The sequence below is a fragment of the Oscillibacter ruminantium GH1 genome, from assembly GCF_000307265.1.
GTDB classification, from domain to species: Bacteria; Bacillota; Clostridia; order Oscillospirales; family Oscillospiraceae; genus Oscillibacter; species Oscillibacter ruminantium.
Map to the genome: position 1 here is coordinate 816,860 of NZ_DF158896.1, position 19,365 is coordinate 836,224.

The 19,365-nt window shown below is 56.0% G+C and carries 18 protein-coding genes; 6 read left to right on the forward strand and 12 right to left on the reverse strand.

The genetic code is table 11. The features are described from left to right. Positions 1 to 297: 297 nt before the first annotated feature. The gene (locus tag ON16_RS03880) at positions 298 to 1,266 is read right to left on the reverse strand and encodes a carbohydrate kinase family protein (RefSeq protein ID WP_040659535.1); all 969 of its coding nucleotides are present in this window, start codon (positions 1,264 to 1,266) and stop codon (positions 298 to 300) included. Positions 1,267 to 1,830: 564 nt separating this feature from the next. Here ON16_RS03880 and ON16_RS03885 point away from each other — a divergent pair. From ON16_RS03885 to ON16_RS03895, 3 genes are read left to right on the forward strand one after another with little or no spacing between them, the layout of a single operon-like run. After that, positions 1,831 to 2,151: an STAS domain-containing protein gene (locus ON16_RS03885; RefSeq protein WP_051131509.1), complete on the forward strand. Its 321-nt coding sequence runs from the start codon at positions 1,831 to 1,833 to the stop codon at positions 2,149 to 2,151. Beyond that, complete coding sequence (gene spoIIAB, locus ON16_RS03890) at positions 2,148 to 2,594, forward strand: anti-sigma F factor (protein ID WP_040659537.1); 447 nt, start codon at positions 2,148 to 2,150, stop codon at positions 2,592 to 2,594. Before ON16_RS03885 ends, spoIIAB begins: the two co-directional genes overlap by 4 nt. After that, on the forward strand, positions 2,591 to 3,301 hold the full coding sequence (locus ON16_RS03895) for a sigma-70 family RNA polymerase sigma factor (RefSeq protein WP_040659539.1): 711 nt from the start codon (positions 2,591 to 2,593) through the stop codon (positions 3,299 to 3,301). Before spoIIAB ends, ON16_RS03895 begins: the two co-directional genes overlap by 4 nt. A 317-nt stretch (positions 3,302 to 3,618) precedes the next feature. Here ON16_RS03895 and ON16_RS16110 read toward each other — a convergent pair whose 3' ends face one another. From ON16_RS16110 to ON16_RS03945, 11 genes are all read right to left on the reverse strand, one after another. Beyond that, on the reverse strand, positions 3,619 to 3,999 hold the full coding sequence (locus ON16_RS16110) for a glycine radical domain-containing protein (RefSeq protein ID WP_081579578.1): 381 nt from the start codon (positions 3,997 to 3,999) through the stop codon (positions 3,619 to 3,621). 387 nt (positions 4,000 to 4,386) lie between these two features. Next, positions 4,387 to 6,558, reverse strand: a complete 2,172-nt coding sequence (locus ON16_RS03905; RefSeq protein ID WP_051131510.1) for a methyl-accepting chemotaxis protein — start codon at positions 6,556 to 6,558, stop codon at positions 4,387 to 4,389. 230 nt (positions 6,559 to 6,788) lie between these two features. Next, positions 6,789 to 7,589 (reverse strand): TIGR03915 family putative DNA repair protein, encoded by an 801-nt coding sequence (locus ON16_RS03910; protein WP_040659543.1) that lies wholly within the window; start codon positions 7,587 to 7,589, stop codon positions 6,789 to 6,791. Between the two features lie 6 nt (positions 7,590 to 7,595). After that, entirely contained in the window at positions 7,596 to 8,858 is a 1,263-nt protein-coding gene (locus ON16_RS03915) for a putative DNA modification/repair radical SAM protein (RefSeq protein WP_040659545.1), read from the reverse strand. Positions 8,859 to 8,867: 9 nt separating this feature from the next. Further along, positions 8,868 to 8,990, reverse strand: a complete 123-nt coding sequence (locus ON16_RS16235) for a hypothetical protein (protein WP_274531944.1) — start codon at positions 8,988 to 8,990, stop codon at positions 8,868 to 8,870. 165 nt (positions 8,991 to 9,155) lie between these two features. Beyond that, a complete protein-coding gene (locus ON16_RS03920; protein WP_243441757.1) occupies positions 9,156 to 10,082 on the reverse strand; it encodes an AEC family transporter in 927 nt (308 codons plus the stop codon). Positions 10,083 to 10,161: 79 nt separating this feature from the next. After that, positions 10,162 to 11,043, reverse strand: a complete 882-nt coding sequence (lsrF, locus tag ON16_RS03925) for a 3-hydroxy-5-phosphonooxypentane-2,4-dione thiolase (RefSeq protein WP_040659546.1) — start codon at positions 11,041 to 11,043, stop codon at positions 10,162 to 10,164. Between the two features lie 37 nt (positions 11,044 to 11,080). Further along, positions 11,081 to 12,220, reverse strand: a complete 1,140-nt coding sequence (locus tag ON16_RS03930; RefSeq protein WP_040659548.1) for a substrate-binding domain-containing protein — start codon at positions 12,218 to 12,220, stop codon at positions 11,081 to 11,083. A 65-nt stretch (positions 12,221 to 12,285) separates the two neighbouring features. Then, positions 12,286 to 13,326 (reverse strand): ABC transporter permease, encoded by a 1,041-nt coding sequence (locus ON16_RS03935; RefSeq protein ID WP_040659550.1) that lies wholly within the window; start codon positions 13,324 to 13,326, stop codon positions 12,286 to 12,288. Next, positions 13,323 to 14,342: an ABC transporter permease gene (locus ON16_RS03940; protein ID WP_040659552.1), complete on the reverse strand. Its 1,020-nt coding sequence runs from the start codon at positions 14,340 to 14,342 to the stop codon at positions 13,323 to 13,325. The genes ON16_RS03935 and ON16_RS03940 overlap by 4 nt, the downstream gene beginning before the upstream one ends. Further along, entirely contained in the window at positions 14,339 to 15,874 is a 1,536-nt protein-coding gene (locus ON16_RS03945; RefSeq protein WP_040659554.1) for a sugar ABC transporter ATP-binding protein, read from the reverse strand. The genes ON16_RS03940 and ON16_RS03945 overlap by 4 nt, the downstream gene beginning before the upstream one ends. Before the next feature lie 369 nt (positions 15,875 to 16,243). Here ON16_RS03945 and ON16_RS03950 point away from each other — a divergent pair, with 369 nt between their 5' ends. Genes ON16_RS03950 through ON16_RS03960 form a run of 3 tightly spaced genes read left to right on the forward strand, consistent with a single transcriptional unit; the run spans position 16,244 to position 19,170 of the window. Next, positions 16,244 to 17,209, forward strand: a complete 966-nt coding sequence (locus ON16_RS03950; RefSeq protein WP_243441758.1) for a sugar-binding transcriptional regulator — start codon at positions 16,244 to 16,246, stop codon at positions 17,207 to 17,209. 12 nt (positions 17,210 to 17,221) lie between these two features. Continuing rightward, complete coding sequence (lsrK, locus tag ON16_RS03955; protein ID WP_040659556.1) at positions 17,222 to 18,784, forward strand: autoinducer-2 kinase; 1,563 nt, start codon at positions 17,222 to 17,224, stop codon at positions 18,782 to 18,784. A gap of 35 nt (positions 18,785 to 18,819) precedes the next feature. Further along, positions 18,820 to 19,170, forward strand: a complete 351-nt coding sequence (locus tag ON16_RS03960; protein WP_040659557.1) for a cupin domain-containing protein — start codon at positions 18,820 to 18,822, stop codon at positions 19,168 to 19,170. The last annotated feature ends 195 nt before the right edge of the window (positions 19,171 to 19,365 follow it).

A 19,365-nucleotide genomic window follows, 5' to 3' on the forward strand; every position in this document is an offset into this window, starting at 1 on the left:
TAGTAAAAGGTAATCAGACCAAGAAAAATTCCCTATAAAACTTGAGCAGGGAGACCCTCCTTACAAAAGAAAAAGACGCGAGTGGTGTAGAACGTACAAACTGAAAAGCTATGACAAGAGCCGGGACAATATGTCCCGGCTCTTGCTGCTTGATGGGGGAGCGGAAAGCGCCTGCGTGAATTCCGTTAAAACCTCGCGGAGGTTTCCGAGGCTTCCGCGGAAGGTAAGTACCCCTGCAAGCGCCCGAAGCGACGAAAGCAGCTCTGAACGCTTTAGAAAGGCGGGCGGCGAAGCCTCTCAGTGCTCCGCGCTCTGCATACGGCGGAGAACATCTTCCCGGCAGGGCATGGCAGGCATAGCTCCCCGCTTTTCCACACACAGAGATGCGGCGGCGTTGCCGAAGCGTGCAAAGGACTGAAAGTCCTGAAATGTCAGCTGATCCAAAGGCTTGCCGCTTTCGGAGATGCGGGTCAAAAAGCCACCCCAGAAGGAATCGCCTGCACCGGTAGTATCCACGGCTTTGGCGGGAAAACCGGCCACCATGGCGCTTCCGTCCTTGGTGGCGACCAGAGCGCCTTGGCTGCCGATTGTCACAACCACGCAGCAAAGCCCCTGCTCAACCAGCTTCTCTGCCCCGGTTCTGGGATCGTCGCAGTCAATCAACAGGCCCACTTCATCATCTGAAACTTTCAAAAAGTCCACGAGCGGAAGGGGGGAGCGCATCTGCCTCATAGCTTCTGCCTTGCTTGCCCACAGCAACGGGCGGTAATTGGGGTCATAGGCGATCATTGCGCCGGATTCCCGCGCCAGATGCACGGCCTCCATCGTTGCGCTGCGGGCCGGTTCATCCGTCAAAGAGAGAGAACCGAAGTGCAAAATATCGCTGTGGGAAATCAGATCCCGGTCCAGCTCGTCTGAAGAGAGCTGCGTGTCGGCTCCGGGTTTTCGAGCGAAGGAGAAGCTGCGCTCTCCGTTTTCCGCCAACTCCACAAAAGCAAGCGTGGTAAAATAGCGGCCGTCTATGCGAAGGGCGCGGGTGTCAATGCCGGTCTGGTTCAGGGTGTCCGCCAGAAAACGCCCTTGAATGTCGTCGCCCACTTTTCCGATAAAAGCGGTCTTGCGGCCCAGCTTTGCGGCACACGCCAATACATTTGCCGGTGCGCCGCCGGGATTCTGCTCAAATACCGCCATGCCGGCGTCAGAGTCCGGCAAGGGCGTGTAGTCAATCAAAATTTCACCAAGCGCAGTGATCTGTATGTTTTTCATCCGTTACTCCCTGATTTTCTGATGAAGTGGGAAAGCCGTGCCCATCAGAAGTAAATCGTTTACGTGATATGCATTATCTTACCAGTTTGACATGAAAAAATCAAGAGAGTGAGCACTTTTTTTAGAAAAAGAATCCATAAATTATGTGTTGAAACGTTCTTTTTGATAATTTTCGGTGGTGACGGTCAGCCGAATTGACCTGAGACAGTTCTTTGAGGGGACCCATTCTAAAGGAAAAAATGCGAAAATGGTTTCCATAATAAAATTTTTATGGAAACCAAAAGACTTTCGACAGAAAAGAAAAACTGAATTATGGTATGATCGCCGCAAAGACAAGCGAAATTGATTTTTTCTGTTGGGGCTGATCCTGCTGCGGCGCAATTGCCGTGGAGTGTTCGCGGGGTTTTAGAAAATAATAAATTGACCGAATGAGCGTCCACATGAAAAAATCACGAAGATCGCGATTTATGAACAGAGTCTCTTGTATCCAAAGAATTAACACAATCAAAATGCAGCGGGGGCTGCAAAAAGAATTATCAGGCTTTCACAAAGGGGATTTGCAATATGGACATCAGAACACAAAGCGTTGATCGAAATCTGCTGCTGGAGTTTAGTGGAGAATTGGACCATCATGCCGCTAAAAATGCCATTCGGGAGCTGGAGTTAGCGGTGGACACCGCGCTGCCGCGTCGGCTGGTGCTGGATTTCAATGGAGTGACCTTTATGGACAGCTCGGGAATTGCACTGTTGCTGCGGGCAAAGCGGTGCATGGATGCGCTGGAGGGCAGCCTTTTGGTCTGCCGTGTACAGCCGCAGGCAAAACGTGTTATGGACGCGGCCGGAATTGACCGGCTGGTTCACATCAAACAGGAGGGAACAGTATGAGGAAGAGCATGAATTACATCCGGTTGGAATTTCCCAGCCGCAGCAGCAATGAGGGATTCGCGCGGATGGCCACGGCGTGCTTTGCCTCGCAGATGGACCCCACCCTGAATGAATTGGAGGACATCAAGACGGCGGTCAGCGAGGCGGTGACCAATGCTATTGTCCATGCCTATCCGGATTCCATCGGGCGGGTGACGCTGAAAGCCAGAATTTGTGAGGGCAACGTGCTGGAGGTGACAATCAAGGATGCCGGAAAAGGCATATCCGACGTGGAAAAAGCGCGGCAGCCCATGTATACCACCGGTGGCGAAGAGCGCAGCGGCATGGGCTTCACAATTATGGAGAGCTTTATGGATGGCCTGACTGTACGCTCCAACCCGGGGAGGGGAACGACGGTGACGATGCAAAAGAAGATCGCCAGTCGAGCAACGGGTCAGCGATGAGTGGTCAGGCAACGCTGGATCTGCTTCGGGCGGCGCAGGAGGGTGACCGGCAGGCCTGCGAGCGGATGGTGGAGGAAAACAGCGGCCTGATCTGGAGCATCGTGCGGCGGTACTACGGACGGGGCGTGGAAGCGGACGACCTATATCAGCTGGGTTGTCTGGGTTTTCTAAAAGCCGTGCAGGGGTTTGACTTCACCTACGGGACTTGCTTTTCTACATATGCCGTGCCTAAAATCGCAGGAGAAATCCGCCGGTTTCTTCGAGACGACGGCACGATTAAGGTGGGGCGAACGATCCGGGAACGGGCAAATTTGCTGTACAGCATGCGCGAACGGCTGCGCAGCGAACTGGGAAGGGAACCGGTGTTGTCCGAATTGTCGGAGGCCACAGGCCTGACTGCGGAGGAAATTGCCAATACGGAGTTGGCGACTGATCTGCCGGATTCTCTTCAGAGGGAGACAGAGGACGGCCTTGCGCTGGAGGGAATGCTGGGGACTGAGGCGCCGGAGGACGGAATCGTGGAGCGCATTGCGGTGCGCGAAGCGGTGGATAGGCTGCCGGAAAAAGAGCGGATGACGATTTTGCTCCGCTACTTCCGAGGATTTACGCAGGAGCAGACCGCCAGAGTTTTGCATGTGTCGCAGGTGCAGATTTCCCGTCTGGAACGGCGGGGACTGGAGCGGCTGCGACGGGTGTTTGAAGCCTAGCATTGGGAAATAAGGTTCGGAAAAATGAACCGAACCAGCCGAAACGGGTAATCAACCCCCCCTCTGATGTAGGAAAAAAGAACTACATCAGAGGGGGTTTATATGCGCGGAGAAAATGCACAGATATCCTTAAAATGGAGGCATCCGTCGGCACAAGCCCGGCATATTGCCACAGGAAGATAATGTTGCACAATTCATGCGGGGTAAGCAGCGGCGATGCGAGGTCCTGTGTGGAGAAGTTCCCGCAGGTCGGCGGCAATCATCAGGTTCAAAGCCTCCGGTAAAGCAGCTGTCATTCCGTTCGTTCTCCCTGCTCTTCAGATAAAGCGAAGGAACGCGTCACGATCAGCTGCCCGCTCTGCTGCCGATGGGATACTACGGGGATGCCCGGTGCCGCTGTTTTTCGAATGTTTTTCCAAATCAGGTCGTTGTCCGCGCCGGTCAGTTGACGGTGGCGCCTGCGCTTTTCGCAGCGTATCGGAGAAGATGCAGCTGAACTGTACATGAAACGCCCCTAGAGAGAACAGGGCTTGGATCGTGGCCCCCAAGGTTGCCTGCCCCTGCTTGGTAGCCACAAGCTCGGGATTCAGCCGCAGGTTCAGCAGCGTGCCACCGAAGTGAATCTCCTGATTCACCTTGGCGGTGGAGCGTATGGCCTCCAAGAGCGTGAATTTGTCGGTCCCCGTGTAAGGGGACACGCCCTCGCTGGATGGCTCGCCGTGTTTTCAACCGTCCGGTGTGGCCCCCAGTACCCGACCCATGGGAATATAGTTGAAATCCCCATGAACGCAGAGAGGAACGGAGAGTCGAAGATGTCCTTATACGAATGGATTTCCTGATAAAATGGTTTGCGTTTTCAATGGCAATGCCGTCCACGGCATTGTGGTCAGGGGGCATTCCTGTGCCTTTGCCCGCAACTCGTCATAGCCCTCCCAACTGGACTGAGGCGCTTTTGCCAGCGTATCCATGGTGCGATGAGCGAGAAGCGGAAAAGAACCCGGGAAATTGAAATGGCTGAGTTCTGCCTGATGAACGAGCAGCTAAAAAAGGCAGGCGTACTGGGTTGTACGCCTGCCTCTTTTACTTCAGTATTTTCCGACAGAGCAGGCCGGAGCGGAGTGATCCGACGCGGCGCTTTCGACAGCGGGAACATGTTCGTGTTTTGTCAGCTTGAACTGGCTCACCAGCTCTTTCAGCACCTGTGCCTGCGCGGACATCTCCTCGCTGGCGGCGGCGCTTTGCTCCGAGGTGGCCGAGGTGGTCTGTACCACGCTGGAAATTTGATCCACGCCCTGCGTTACCTGCGCAATGGAGACAGCTTGCTGCTGTGCGGCCTCCGCAATTTTTCCCACCATTTCGGCGGTAATTTTGGCGTTCTCCGCCACGGAATTCATCGTCACGGCGGTGGCGTCGGCGATACCTGCGCCCTTTGCCACGGACTGCACTGCGGCTTCGATCAAAGCGGCGGTATCCTGAGATGCAGCGGCGGACTTTCCGGCAAGATTGCGCACCTCGTCCGCCACGACGGCAAAGCCCTTGCCGGCTTCTCCGGCCCGCGCGGCCTCCACGGCGGCGTTCAGCGCCAGAATATTCGTCTGGAACGCGATGTCCTCGATGGTTTTGATGATGCGGCCGATCTGCTGCGAATTCTCGCTGATCTCGCTCATCGCGGCAACCATTTCCTTCATCTGGCCCTCGCATTGATCCATCATCGCGCCCGACTCATCGACCTTGCAGCTTGCCTCCTCCGCATTTTTGGAGGTTCCGCTGATCTGTTCGGAGATTTCCGTGATGGTGGCGGCCAGTTCCTCAACGGAGGATGCTTGCTCTGCCGCGCCCTGCGCCAGCGTCTGCGCACCGGCGGACACCTGCTCCGCGTTGATGGAGACATTGTCTGAGGCGGTGTCGATCTTTGAAAGTGTACTGCCCAGCGTAGTGGTAATCTGGTTGATGGAATTCAAAATCTTTTGCAGTTCTCCTGCGTATTGCTCCGCGCAGCGGGACTGCACGGTGAAGTCTCCGGCGGACATTGCACCCAGCAAATAGCTCTCGTCGGAAATCACCGCTTTCAGCTTGTCAGACATGCTGAGGAATACGGAGGCCAAGTCGCCCATTTCATTATTCGGGAACTGATAAGGCTCTGCATCCTCGGACAAATCATAGCGCCCGATTTTTTCCGCCAGACGCATCAGTGGTGCAATGGGCTTCAGGGATCTGCGGATGATAGCAAAGCACAGGAGTGTCAGCACCCCGATGCCAATCAGACCGAGAACTATCAGCGCAATGGTGATCTGCGTCACGGCGGAGTACGCCTCGGATTGATTGATGACAAATGAGCTTACCCAGTGCAGATCGGTTCCGTCCAGCGCGATGGGCTGATAGATGGCCAGCGCACGGCCGTTTTGGAAATAGGGATTGGAAATTTCTTTGATGACGCTCTCACCGCCCAGAACTGCGGGCAGCGCATCTGCCAGCGAAGCGGCTGTTTCCTGCGTTCCAATAATGGAATCGTCGCAGGTGTGGGCGATATAAGTGGCGGCGTTATCCAGAATGCAGCTGTATGCCGTAGAATAGCCTCCCGTGGTATAGTCCAGCGAGCCAATGCTCTCTGTTTGAATATCGCAGTTGGCAACGCCGAGAAAGCGCCCGCTGTCGTCCAGCACAGGGGTGCTGAGTGTAATCAGCCAAACGCTTTCGCCGGAGGAAAGCTCATAGATGTAAGGCGCGGTGATGTGGGTCTGCCTGCTCTCTTTGGTGGGGGCGTAATAGTCGCCGTCCTGATAGATGGAATAATCGTTGTTGATATCCATCGTAATACTGCTACCGTCCTGATAGGCGTAATAGGATAATCCCTTCGGGGTATCTGGAAAGAACACGTTTGGCTCAAAGGCAAAATACGCGGAAAAGACGCGCCCGGATTTGACCACGGATTTCAACGCGTCGATAATCATCGGCTCTGAAACGTCCCGGCCAAACGTCTGATACCGCTGCACGTCGCTGCCCAGAGCCTCGGCATATACGTTCATACTCTCCAGATAGGAGCGGGCGGTCTGCGCGTTTTGGTCCGCAATGTACTCAATTTCCTTGTCCATGAGATCCGTAACGGTATTTCTCGATAGAATGTTGAAGCAAAGACACATAATTGCCACAATGGCCAAGACTGCCGCTGCGATCACGGCTGGAATTTGCGACGTCAGGCGGCGACGCTTCACTTTGACTTCCTGGGAATCATTTTTGACATGTTCTTTTACTGCCATGGCATAATACCCCTTTCTATCGCTCACCGATTCATCGGTGGGCAACACCCGATGCTTAGAATACCTATCTCTTATTTCGACCATTTTCCCTAAAATAATTATGGCAGCATGGTACAAAATAAAAATAGTTGGACCTGACTGCTCAAAAGTAACGGCCAAAGCCGAAAACGCATCTGGTGAAAAAAGAGCGGACAGCAGGGCTGAAATAAAGCCCTGCTGTCTTCATCATTCTAAGGCGGAGCCGATATCGCGGTTCCGTTTATACTTTTTTGAGCAATGAAAAATGTTTCGTCCTGAAACTCTGTCATAGTGTTCCAGTAGCGCTTGGGCATCTGCGTCATTCGACAGCGGGGATTTTCCCGCTCCTTGATGGCGATGGTGTCGTAAAATCGTTTCCACAGCCGCCGATAGGAAGCCTCCGTTTCGTCCGGCGGGGCGATCTCAAACCGTTCCAGCGGCACGATGACCGCCTTCCCGGCGGTATAAAACAGCGCCTCTTGATGGGTGCGGTCGTAGATAAAAAATTGTTCGTTGGGAAAACGGCTGCAAAAATGGGAGCGGAGCAGAGGAAGAACACGATTTTTCGGCTCAATCTCCCCGCCCAAAACACCGGAATACTCCGAAAAACGGACAAAGCCCCGCAGCAACTGGGCCTCGCCCTCTAAGTGGCGGACAGCTTTCAAAACCGGCAGCAGCGTTTCATCCGCCAAATTTTTGAGAAAGCCCGGCCCCTCCCGCAGCAGCTTTGCAACCAGCTGATAGAGGCGCATCTCCCGGCGTTCCAGACAAGTGAGGAATCCACGGCGCAAAAGCAGCGCCGCCTCGCCGGAAAGAACGGCGACCTTGCGGAAGACGCGGAGCGCACGGCTCTCGTCCGTCGCAATAGAACGGGTTTCAAACAGCGTGGGACAGGCGCTTTCCTCCGGTACGATGTCGGATGGAACCTCTTTGTGAACATAGCTTTCAAAGATGCAGCAGAGGAAGCCTTTAAAGCTGCCGTCATAAAGGTAAATCGTCTCCAATTTCTTCACGGCCTTTCACGTTCCAAACAGAGAGAGCTGCTCCATCCCGGAACCGGGCAGAGCGGGCCGCTCTGCCGCAATCAAATTGTGCAGGAGACTCTCCGGCGTGAACCGCAGACCCTCTGCCATGCGGCCCCGGCAAGTCAGAAAATACTGCGCCCGCTTCATCACCACACCCAGCTTGCGCAGGTCATCCACCTGTAAACGTCCCGCCCGTCGAGAAACAAGAATGCGCTTGGCAGAGACAACGCCCACGCCGGGGATGCGAAGAAGTGTCTCGTAATCCGCTGTGTTGACTTCCACCGGGAAAAAATCCAGATGGGCCAATGCCCAACTGCATTTAGGGTCCACCAGTGGGTTGAAATCCGGCGTTTGATCGTCCAGAAGTTCTTCTGCCCGGAATCCGTAAAACCGCAAAAGCCAGTCTGCCTGATAGAGCCGGTGTTCCCGCAGAAGGGGCGGCTTGGTATCCTTGGAGGGGAGCAGCGTGTTTTCGACCACGGGGACGTAAGCGGAATAGAATACTCGCTTGAGCCGGTAGCGATCATACAGCCCCTGCGTCAGCCGTAGAATGTGGAGATCGGAATCCTGTGTTGCGCCCACGATCATCTGGGTGCTCTGCCCAGCGGGGGCAAACTTCGGCGCGTGGCGGTACTTTACCAGTTCTTCTTTGCCTTGGGCTGTGCGGGTTTGAATCTGCCGCATAGGTGCGAGGATTGCGTCTTTTGTTTTGTCCGGAGCCAGCGTTTTCAGTCCGGTTTCCGAGGGGAGTTCGATGTTCACCGACAACCGGTCGGCCAGAAAGCCCAAGCGTTCCACTAACTCCGGCGCTGTACCGGGGATGGCCTTGGCGTGGATATAACCGTTGAATCGGTAGGTTTCCCGCAGAATGCGCAGAGCCTGAATCATCAGCTCCGTGGTGTAATCGGGACTGCGGAGAACGCCGGAGGACAAAAAGAGTCCCTCAATATAATTCCGCCGATAGAACCCGATGGTAAGCTCCGCCAGCTCCTCCGGCGTGAATGCGGCCCGCTTTGTGTCGTTGCTGCGTCGATTGACGCAGTATTTGCAGTCATACACGCACCGATTGGTCAAAAGAACCTTTAACAGCGTGACGCACCGGCCATCGGCGGAAAACGTATGGCAGCAGCCGGCCAGAGAGGAAGAGGTGTTGCCGATATACCCCTCCTGGTATCCCCGGCGGACGCCGGATGAGGTGCAGGCGGCATCGTATTTCGCGGCGTCGGAAAGGATTGTCAGTTTTTCCAGCAGCTCCATAACAAGCGCTCAACGGGCCCCGGCCCGCCGAGGACGGCGAGAGGGGCGCTCGATAGCGTCGATGATGCGAAATAACTGGGCTGTCAGGAATCCCACACCCACCATAATAAAAAACAGCGTCCAACCAGTCATTTTACAAACCTCCTATGGAACTTATGTTCTAATTTGAGATTATTATAAATCGAACGTATGTTTTTGTCAAGCAAATAATAGAACAAAAGTACGAAAAATTTTGCAGGGATTCCGTTTGAAATAAAAAATGCGGAGATCCATATTTTCTATGAATCTCCGCGTTTTTCAGGACAGCGCATAAGCCGCGATGAGAGCGAACAGCAGCATGGTGCAAAGTGTGTGGACGGAGAGGGAGGTGGAGATGTACTCCCCGTCGTCTCCCACGTCTGCGAATAGTGGAATAATAAATGGCGCGGGCAGAGCGTAGAGGATCATCAGTGCCAAATCCAGCGACCGGTCGAAAGGGATGAGACGCATCAGAAGAGCCCTCACACCCAGTAGCAGCATCCCCATAATCAGCAGACGGCAGAAAACGGTTTTTAAAACCGGAGCCAGAAGCTCTGCCCGGAGATTCAACTCATAGCCCGCCACCAAAAGCACCAGCGCGCTGGTGGGCGCGGTGAGCATGGAGATCACGCCGGTGAAAACACCGCCGACAGACGTACCCAGAAGTACGCGGCCAAGGCTGCTGGCCCCCACAACGATGCCAAGCGCCATCCCCAGAAAGCACTTGTTTCGCAGCATGTTTCTGAGCAGTTCCCCGGCGTGGACTTTTTTACCGTCTACGGATTTCAGCGCGGCAAGAAATGCCGTGTAAGCAAACACGGTCTGTCCCAGATCGACTGAGGCAAAACCCACAGAGCTGCCGGTGAGCACGCCGTAAAGCGCATAGCCCAGCATTCCGCCTTCGGCGGAGGTCACCAGCAGCGGAAAAAATCGGCGGCGCGTTCCTGCCAGAGGGCGCAGGAGAAAGCCCACCGCCAGCGCAAGACCGAAGCCCGCATAGATCACGCAGAAGGTCACCGCCACCGCGGCGCTGTAATGGGCGGAGGAAAAGGCGTTGAACAGCACCACAGGGAGGCACAGGTCGCTGATGACTGCTTTGATGCCCGCAAGACCCGCTCTGTCCAACAGTTTTCGATAGCTGCAATATTTCCCCAGCAGCAGCATCACCGCCACCGGTAAAACCATTTCAAGCACTTGAAGCGCCATAGAAAAGTCTCCTATTCTGTACGGAGTTGAAAGGGAGAGGCAGGCCTGACGGTCTGCCTCTCCCTAGCCGCATATGGAATCAAGCGTGCGTCAGGCCTTGGAAGAACTCCCAGCCCTGCGCATCGGTGAGCCCTTCGTGGACGATTTTGCTCACTGCCATTGCCATCTCCACGGGATGGGTGCTCTGGAAGATGTTGCGTCCCATGTCCACGCCAGCCGCTCCCTTTTGGATCACGTCATAGGCCAGATGCAGCGCCTCACGCTCCGGCAGCTTCTTGCCGCCCGCCACCACGATAGGCACCGGGCAGGCGGCCGCCACTTCTTCAAAGTTCTCGCAGTCGTAGGACTTGACGATCTGGCAGCCCATCTCCGCAATGATGCGGGTGGCCAGCTTGAAGAACCGGTCCGTCCGCTCCATATCCTTGCCCACGGCGCACACGCCCAGCGTGGGAATGCTGTACCGCATGCCCGCGTTGATGATGCGGCTGAGATTGTCAATGCTGGAGAGCTGACCGTCCGCGCCGATGAAGGTCTGGGAGGCCATGCAGTCCGCGTTCATGCGGATGGCGTCCTCAATATCCACCGCCACGACCTCGTGGCTCAAATCGTCTTGCAGCATGGAGGAGCCGGAAGTGACCCGCAGCGCCACGGCGCGGCACAGCTCCGGCGCCACCGAAGAACGGATGGCTCCCCGGGTTCCCATGAAACAGTCCACATAGGGGGCCAGCTTCGGCAGCAGCAGATCCAAACGCTCCAAACCGGCTGTGGACCCCATGAAATAGCCGTGATCAAAGGCGAACATCACGGTCTTCCCGCTTTTGGGATTGAAGATGTTGGAAAGATGGCGTTTCATGCCCCAGTCCAGACTATTGGCGCCCTTGACGTAGAAGCCGTTCTGATTAGCAAAGGGGATTTCCTGATGATAATCCTTCGCAACCTTCAAACCTTCCAGATCTGCCATAAATAAAATTCCTCCTCAGTGTAGAAATAGTCCTTTTTTAGAAATTGTAGTCGTTCATGTTCTCGGCGGTGTAGATGGTGTCCTCGGGCAGCAGGACCACGCCGTTGTTGGTGTCCGCGGTGGTCGCGCCGGCGGAAATGCTGTCGTTGGGCAGAACCTCGCAGTCGCCGATGCCGGGGATGGAGATTACGTCGCCAACCTTCACAGTGTTGCCGGCAGCCAGATATGCCGCCACATAGCAGCCCATGCCGCCCTGCACGCCGCAGTCCCACAGACCCCAGTTATACAGGGTGCCGTTGTTGCAGTATTCCTTGATGGCGTTGGGAGAGGCGAAACCGGTGATGGTGACGCTGTCCTTGTTGTAGCCCTTGTTCTCGGCAGCCTGCAGCTGGCCGGGCAGAGCGGTGGAGTCGTTGCAGATAATCAGATCGATGTCGGGATAGGCTTCCAGAACGGCTTCGCCAACGGTGATGGCCTTTTCAGCATCCTGCTCAGAATAGTAGTTGTCGGGATTCACATTTTTCCAATTGGGATACTTCTCGGCGATGATCTTCTCACCGGCGACCTGCCAGGAGTTCTGGTCGGTGACGGTAGCCTGAGAATAGTGCCAGCAGTAGGTGACTTCATCCTTTTCGGGATCGACGCCCCGCTCCTTCAGACCGGCGACAGACATGTCCACCAGCATCTGGCCCAGCACCTCGGGAGTGCCCTGAGAAACCATCAGAGCGCGGTCTTCACCGTTGGCGTCGGAGTCCCAGGTGCAGACGGTGATGCCTGCCTCGGTGGCGCGCTTGAGCGCGTCGGACACGCCGGCGGCGTCCACGGTGGAGATGCAGATGGCATCCACGGCGTTGGCGATGGCCTGATTGATGACAGCCACCTGCGCGGAGACGGAAGCGGTGGCGTCGCCCATGTAATCAATGGTAATGCCCCAGTCCTTGGCGTATTCCTGCGCGCCGTTGTTGGCGGCCTCGAAGAATGCGTTGCCGGTGAGCTTGGGGATAAAGGCCACGGTCTTCCCCTCGATGGAGACGACACCGGCCTCGCCGGAGGCTGCCGCGCTGGCAGAGCCGGAAGCGGCGGGAGTGGACGCGGCGGAGCTTCCGCCGTTGCCGCCACAGGCGGCCAGAGACAGGGACAGGGTAAGCGCTAACAAGAGAGTGAGAGCTTTTTTCATGTTACTACCTCCTCAAATTTATACTCAGGGAGAAAGCCCCGAATATGCCAAGTTAGGGAACCGCGTTACTTTACAACGGCTTTCGGCACGTTGCGATTCTGCTTCAGCCGCGCCAGCCGGGCAACCATGGCGGGATTGGATGCCAGCGACCGGCCCACCACTACCACAATCAGAAGCACACCGATGGGGATGTCCAGATACTGGGTATTGATCTTAAAGCACAAAGGCATCCCGAAGCGCAAAATGCCGATAATCACGGCGGCCAGCGTGGTACCCAGAATGCTGCCCTTGCCGCCGGTGGAAAGGGTTCCGCCCAGCACCACCGCCGTGATGATGTTCATGGTCATGCCGTTGCCAAGGTCGGATTTGGCTGTCCCCAGATAGGCGGTGAGAATGGTTCCGGCAATGGAGGCGCTGACTGCGCTGAGAATGTACGTGGACATAATGACCCAGCGGCTGTTGACGCCGGAGTATTCCGCCGCCTGCTGATTCACGCCCACTAAGAAAATGCGCCGACCGTATTTGCTCTTGTGCAGCAACACCCATGCCAGCACCGCCAAAATGAGATAGAGAACGATTTGAAAGGGAATTACGCCGAAGACCTTGTACTGGGCAATCCATTTAAAGGAATCGGGGAAGCCGCTGATGCCCTGATAGCTCTCCGTACTGGAAAGGGTGGAGATTAGAAGCGCCAGACCCGCGTATAAAAAACTTCCGCCCAGTGTGACCACCATGGCCTGCACGCCGCAATAGGCGATGAAGAAGCCGGACAGCGCGCCGCACAGCGCCGCCAGAAGAACCGCCACCGCCACAGCGGCCCAGATGTTCAGGCCGAAGTCCTGCCATGCCACGCCGATGGTGATGGAGGTGAGGCCCACGATGGAGGCCACCTGAATGTCAATGCCGCCGGTAATCATTACAAGGGTGACGAACAGGGACATGATACAGATGGAGATAAAGTCGTTAATGCTGTTGAAGAGGAGTGCCGGACGCAGGAATTTCGGATTCACGGAGCTGAAGATTACAAATTCCAGAACCAGCAGCAGAACGAGGAACATATTCCAAGTGAAGGAAACCTTCTTGCCGGGCAGTTTCAAACGGCTCATTGCGGGGCGCCTCCTTTCACGGCAGCGGATTCCGCTGTACGGGCGGCAAGGCGGTCATGGCAATTGCGGACCGCGTTGCGGCGCTGCATCAGCGCGTCGGCCACCACGATGGTGATGAGGATAATGCCGGTGATGGCGTTATCATAGTTGGAGGAAAAGCCCATGAACACCAGCAGATAGCTGATAGAGGCCATAATCACCGCGCCGATGGCCGCGCCGATCACGCTGCCTACGCCCCCGGTGAGGCTGATGCCGCCCAGCACGCACGCCGCCACGGCTTTCATTTCGTAGCCGCTGCCGCTGGTGGAGGTGACAAAGCCGATGCGGCTGCAAAAGATGATGCCTGCCACAGCGCTGAGTACACCGCAGATCACGTAGGCCCAGACTTTGGTCTGGGTGGCGGGGATGCCGACCAGAGTGGCTCCGCCCGCGTTGTCGCCCACGGCAATAAAATAGCGGCCCCGCCGGGTGCGGGTCAGCAGGCAGTGTACGCCCACCACCAGCAGCACCGCGCAGCAGTAGTACACGGTGAAGCCGCCGATCAAGGTAACGGAAGAGAAATCCTTGAAGCTCTTGGGCAGGTTTTCCACCCACGCGCCTCCCGCGTATATGTACATCATGCCCCGGAGCACACCGTTGGTGCCCAAGGTAAAAATCAGCGAGGGGATTTTCATAATGGCCACGCCCCAGCCGTTGATCAGGCCGATGATCGCGCCGATGAGGATGCCCACTGTGAAGGCAAATGCCCAGTTGGCTCCATCTCGCAGGAGACTGCCTACCACGGTTGCCACAAATCCCAGATTGGAACCCACGGACACGTCGATCTCCCCGATGAAGATGGCGAACGCCATGCCCACGGCGATCAGGGTATACACCACGGAGGTGTTGAAGCAGGCGCTGATGCTGGTTCCGGAGAGAAAGGCGGGATTAATCAGACCAACAATTAAAAACAGCGCGACCAGAAATAAGAAGCTGCTCAGTTCTCGCGCCTTAGCTATTTTTTTTAGAAAACTCAAGACCCACTCGCCACCTTTTCTTCAGAAACTCCGAACGCCGCCGCCATCAAACGGTCCTGATTGATGTCCGCGCCCTTGAACTCGCCGTTGACGCGCCCTTGAAACACGGTAACCGCGCGGTCGGCCAGTTCCACGATTTCCTCCATATCGCTGGAAATCAGCAAAATGGACACGCCCTGATCCCGCAGCTGATGGATGATGCGGTACACGTCGCCGCGGGCCGCCGCGTCGATGCCGCGGGTAGGCTCGTCGAGAATGATCACCCGGGGAGAGGTGGAGAGGCTCCGGGCGATGACCACCTTTTGCTGGTTGCCGCCGGAAAGACTGCCCACTGCCTGTTCCTGACCGGTGATCTTGGTGCGGAAATCGTCCACATACCGCTGGGTGAGTGTCTGCTCTTTTTTGCGGTTCAACAGGAACTTCCCAAGCGACCCATCGCCCAGCAGGGCGCTGGAGGTGTTGCAGGCCACGTCGCTGATCTTAAAAAGACCGTTGAGGTGCCGGTCCTCCGGCACATAGTTCAGCCCCGCCTGAATCACCGCCCGGGTCTTCAGACCTGTGATATCCCGACCGTTTAAAAGCACCTTGCCTCCCAGAACTTTATCCATGCCGAAAATTGTGGTGGCAAGCTCCGTGCGTCCCGCGCCGACCACGCCCGCCATGCCCAGAATTTCGCCGGGGTAGATTTTCAGATTAATCCCGGAAAAACCATATCCTCCAAAATTCTGCAATTCCAGAACCGGCGCTTTCGTATAGTCCACCGCTGTGGGGACGGGACAGCCGCCGTCCTTGCACGCGTCCATGTCCGGCGGCAGCAACCCACGCACCAAATCCTCTCGGGTGAAGCCCGACACCGCGCCTTTCACGGCGATGATGCCGTCCCGCATGATGGCAACATGCGTAGCCAGTTCAAATACCTCCGTCAAACGGTGGGTGATGTAAATGATACCGATGCCCTTGCTCTGAAGATCACGGACGCATTTGAAAAGGCTTTCCACCTCGTCAAAGGTCAGAGCACTGGTCGGCTCGTCCAGAATCAGAATCTGCGCGTGGCGCAAAAGTCCTCGCAGGATTTCCACCAGCTGCTGCTCGGCAATGGACAAACTGCTGGCCCGGCGGGTCAGGTTCAGATGCCACCCGATCTCGTCCATGGTGGCGACCAGTTCCCGGTGCAGTTCTGCCTTGTTCTGGGAAAAGCCGATGGTGATGTTTTCCTCCACGGTCATGTTGGGGAACAGCAGCGGTTCCTGCGGCACCATATAAATACCCTTTGCCAACGCTTGGGCTGGCTTGTTGAGCACAACGTGCTCTCCTTTAATATAGATGTCGCCGCCGTCCTGCGTATAGATCCCCATGATGATCTTCATCAGTGTGGACTTTCCGGCGCCGTTGCCGCCCACCAGCGCCAAAATCTCTCCCGGAGCCACATCCAAGCTGATGCCCTTCAGCACGGCGTTGAGGCCGAAGGACTTTCGGATGTTCTGAACGGAGAGCAGCTGTCCCGCGGAGGTAGAAGCCTGTTCAGTGGACATGAAGATTCCTCCTGTAAACGAAAGAACAAAAGTTTGCACACTCATACTTTTGCTTTATGGCGCTATCTTAAAACATTTTAGATAATTTGTCAACAGGCAGGAAAAAGGTTCCACGGTAAAACCGGGAAAATTAAAACATTTATTTAACACTTCACCGGGGAAAATCTATAAAAGAAACTGATTTATTGTGGGTTATGTTAAATGCGGATTTTTATATTTGTCAAAAATACACAACTTGCGGGTTTTTTGGAAGCTCCTGTCAATGGGGCGTTGACAGTAAAAATATTCGGTGATATACTTCACATATCAATTATTTGATTAAAAGCAAAACATTTGTCGGCTTTTGCAAAGTCGAGGGGGAGGAATTTTGTGGAACAGGCGGACGAGTACGAGCACCACTTAATGATAAAGACCACGTGGTACTATTATATGGAGAACTACACTCAGCAAAATATATCCCACCTGCTGGGAATCAGCCGCGCGCGCGTGATCCATCTGTTGGAAAAAGCGCGTCAGACCGGCATTATTCAGTTTTCCATCCGGCAGGAGGGGGATCGCCGCATGCAGCTGGAGCGGGCGCTGATCTCCCGGTTTGGTTTGCAGGATGCTTTTGTGGTGCCGGCTGAGGGAGATACGCTGGAAAATCTGAACGCCAGCATCGCCCGCGCGGCGGCCATGTATATTGCCAGCCGGCTGGACGACAACTGCTTTTTGAATATGGGCTATGGCGACACCCCCAGCCGGGTGCTGAACCATCTGGCGACCATGGTGGAAAAGCCTGTCAATGTGGTCAGTCTGACCGGCGGCGTGAACTACTACCTGCCAAAGGGTTTTTCGCGCACCTTTAACGCCCGGCTTTATCTGCTCCCCGCTCCGCTGCTGCTGTCCAGCCCCCAGATGGTGGAGGCGCTGCAACAGGAGCCAAGTGTACAGGAAATCAAGCAGATGGTGAAGTTTTCCCAGATGAGTGTGGTGGGCGTGGGCGGAATGTCGGATGAGGCCACCATTATCCAGAATGGGATCCTGAGCAAAACAGATTTCACGGTGCTGAGTATGCAGGGCGCGGTGGGCGATATTTTGAGCCATTTTATTGATCGGGACGGAAACCCGGTAGGGTCGGACGTGGAGCAGCGGCTGATGAGTACGCCGCTGGAAGACCTGCGAAAGATGGAAAATGTGATTGGTGTGGCCGGTGGAGAGCGGAAGGTGGATGCGATTCTGGCAGTGCTGCGGGGAAAGTATCTGGATGCTCTGGTCACGGACGAGACAACCGCCGCCGCGCTGCTGGAGCGGGGCGGAGAACAGGACCCCGGCACTTCCAAATTGAAACAGTGAGGAGCGGAGGAAATGGGAAAGTATCTGATGGCTGTGGATGCGGGCACAGGCAGCGTCCGTGCGGTGATCTTTGATCTGGACGGCGGCCAGATCGGCTGCGTGCAGCAGGAGTGGACCCACGCGGAGGACCCCCGGTGGCCCGGCAGCATGGATTTTGACTGGACACACAACTGGGCCTTGGCCAGCGGATGCGTTCGGGGAGTTCTTGCGCAGACGGGGATTGCTCCAGAGGAGATTGCCGCCGTTTCCACCACCTGTATGCGGGAGGGCATTTTGCTCTATGACCGGGACGGAAAGGAAATCTGGGCCTGTGCCAATGTGGATGCCCGCAGCAACGACGAGGTGGCCCAGCTCATCCGAACGGACCCGCAGCTGGAGCGGGAAATCTATGGCAAAAGCGGCCAGACCTATGCACTGGGCGCACTGCCCCGCATTTTATGGGTGAAGAATAAGCTGCCGGAGATTTACGAGAAGACCGCGAAGGTGGGCATGTTCAACGACTGGCTGATTTATAAAATGACCGGTGCGATGGCGGTGGAGCCCAGCAACGGAAGCACCACAGGTATGATGGATCTGCGCAGCAGGACTTGGGACCCGGCAATTGCCCGGCGGTGCGGCCTGCGGTCGGATATTTTCCCGCCGGTGGCGGAGAGCGGAACCGTCCTTGGCCATGTGAACACCAAAGGCGGGGAAGACACCGGCCTTGCGGTGGGTACGCCTGTGGTCGTTGGCGGCGGAGACTGCCAGCTGGGCGCCATCGGCGTAGGCGCGTGCGGCTCCGGACAGGCGGCGGTGTTTGGCGGCAGCTTCTGGCAGTATGAATTCAACACCGACAGCGGCGCGACGGACCCCGAGTGCCGGGTGCGGGTGAACTGCCACGCGGTGCCGGGTCTGTGGCAGTATGAGGCGCTGGCGATCAAGCCGGGACTGGTGATGCGCTGGTTCCGGGACGGCTTTTGCCAGATGGAGAAGGCGGAGGCGGAGCGGACGGGACGGGATACGTACGATTTGATGAACGAGCAGGCGGAGAAAATTCCCGCCGGAAGTTACGGGATGATGTGCTGCTTCAGCGACGTGATGAATTTCATCAACTGGAAGCAGGCCAGCCCCACCTTCACCAACTTTGATCTGGATCCGGAGAAGTTTAGCCGGTATACATTTTATCGGGCAATTCTGGAGAACACGGCGATGCTGGTGAAAGGGCATATCGACCTTGTGAAAGAGGCCACCGGCAGCGAGCCGGAAGAACTGATTTTTGCGGGCGGCGCGGCAAAGAGCCCCCTGTGGTGCCAGATTCTGGCGGACGTGACAGGGAAGACCGTTCGCGTACCCGTGGTCAAGGAGGCCACCGCGCTGGGCGCGGCGATTTTGGCGGGCTTTGGCGTGGGGGTGTACCCCAGCATCGCGGAGGGCGCGCGGCGCACGGTTCGTTGGGACGCAGACTATCAGCCAAACGCCGAGAATCACCGGACATATGAAAAACTGTACGGCCCGTGGCGGCAGGTGTACGCGGCGCAGCTTGCCCTGTGCGACCGGAAGCTGACACGGAATCTCTGGATTGCGCCCGGCCTTTAAACCGGGGGACTTATATTTGGGAGGAATTGTTTATCATGTTTGTAATCAACGAGAGTGAACGGGAATACCGCTTTGGAGACAGCGGCCCGAAATATCTCATGAAGGGGCCTCGCATGAATTTTGCACTGGTGCAGTTCATGCCCGGTCAGAGCTTTGACGCCCATTACCACAATGTAATGGAAGAGGACTTCTTCATTTTGGAGGGGAAGGTAGACGTGATCGTGGACGGAAAGGTGAACACGCTGTCTGCCGGAGATTTGATCCACATCGAGCCGGGTGAGGTCCACTTTGTGAACAATCCCTATGATGTCAAGGTCAAGATGGTTTCCACGTTGGCGCCGTATCAGGAAGTGGACAAGGTGACGGTGGAGAACCCCGTCTATTGACGCACCTCTGACACGGATTGCCAAAAGCCCCTGCGTGTGAAAAATCCTCCGGCGTCTTAGACGCCGGGGGATTTTGTGGCTTCATGGTAAGTTGTGAAAAGAAGATTTATCCTATATAATAAATATTTATTAAACAACAGTTTTTTAGTCCTGCGACCGGAATGGCTGCGGCCAAACCGAAGCTGATTTTGCGGA

Coding starts and splice junctions, on each gene's coding strand:
- ON16_RS03920 (WP_243441757.1), bottom strand. CDS start 10,082: ATGGCGCTTCAAGTGCTTGAAATGGTTTTACCGGTGGCGGTGATGCTG.
- ON16_RS16235 (WP_274531944.1), bottom strand. CDS start 8,990: ATGACTGGTTGGACGCTGTTTTTTATTATGGTGGGTGTGGGATTCCTG.
- lsrF (WP_040659546.1), bottom strand. CDS start 11,043: ATGGCAGATCTGGAAGGTTTGAAGGTTGCGAAGGATTATCATCAGGAA.
- ON16_RS03960 (WP_040659557.1), top strand. CDS start 18,820: ATGTTTGTAATCAACGAGAGTGAACGGGAATACCGCTTTGGAGACAGC.
- ON16_RS03930 (WP_040659548.1), bottom strand. CDS start 12,220: ATGAAAAAAGCTCTCACTCTCTTGTTAGCGCTTACCCTGTCCCTGTCT.
- ON16_RS03905 (WP_051131510.1), bottom strand. CDS start 6,558: ATGGCAGTAAAAGAACATGTCAAAAATGATTCCCAGGAAGTCAAAGTG.
- ON16_RS03885 (WP_051131509.1), top strand. CDS start 1,831: ATGGACATCAGAACACAAAGCGTTGATCGAAATCTGCTGCTGGAGTTT.
- ON16_RS03880 (WP_040659535.1), bottom strand. CDS start 1,266: ATGAAAAACATACAGATCACTGCGCTTGGTGAAATTTTGATTGACTAC.
- ON16_RS03945 (WP_040659554.1), bottom strand. CDS start 15,874: ATGTCCACTGAACAGGCTTCTACCTCCGCGGGACAGCTGCTCTCCGTT.
- ON16_RS03915 (WP_040659545.1), bottom strand. CDS start 8,858: ATGGAGCTGCTGGAAAAACTGACAATCCTTTCCGACGCCGCGAAATAC.
- spoIIAB (WP_040659537.1), top strand. CDS start 2,148: ATGAGGAAGAGCATGAATTACATCCGGTTGGAATTTCCCAGCCGCAGC.
- ON16_RS03895 (WP_040659539.1), top strand. CDS start 2,591: ATGAGTGGTCAGGCAACGCTGGATCTGCTTCGGGCGGCGCAGGAGGGT.
- lsrK (WP_040659556.1), top strand. CDS start 17,222: ATGGGAAAGTATCTGATGGCTGTGGATGCGGGCACAGGCAGCGTCCGT.
- ON16_RS03935 (WP_040659550.1), bottom strand. CDS start 13,326: ATGAGCCGTTTGAAACTGCCCGGCAAGAAGGTTTCCTTCACTTGGAAT.